Raw genomic sequence first — 251 nt, forward strand, 5'->3', positions numbered from 1 at the left:
CATATTACGCCAGGTCCTTTAGAATTGTTACTAGTGCAGATATGGCCGTCATGTTATTAGGTTTAGCTTTCCGCTATATTTTTGGCACTAATTTTTACACCAATGGTGCTGTTTTTTGCTTTTTTGCCGCTGGTTTTACAGGAGTCATGGTTGATTTGAATTTATTAGCTTGCTGGTTTTTAATGGGTACATTTAAGCTTCCTCCAGAAATTCTCCAAGCGATTAAAATTGCCGAATGTGACTGTATGACC

The 251-nt window shown here is 37.8% G+C and carries 1 protein-coding gene; it reads left to right on the top strand.

All coding sequences use genetic code 11. The features are described from left to right. Window positions 1-41: 41 nt before the first annotated feature. Window positions 42-251, top strand: a 210-nt coding sequence (locus ACN4Z1_RS16035) for a hypothetical protein (protein ID WP_419423064.1), incomplete at its 3' end; no start/stop codon positions are given.

This window comes from Legionella sp. ST3F1 (genome assembly GCF_048553315.1).
GTDB classification, from domain to species: domain Bacteria; phylum Pseudomonadota; class Gammaproteobacteria; order Legionellales; family Legionellaceae; genus Tatlockia; species Tatlockia donaldsonii.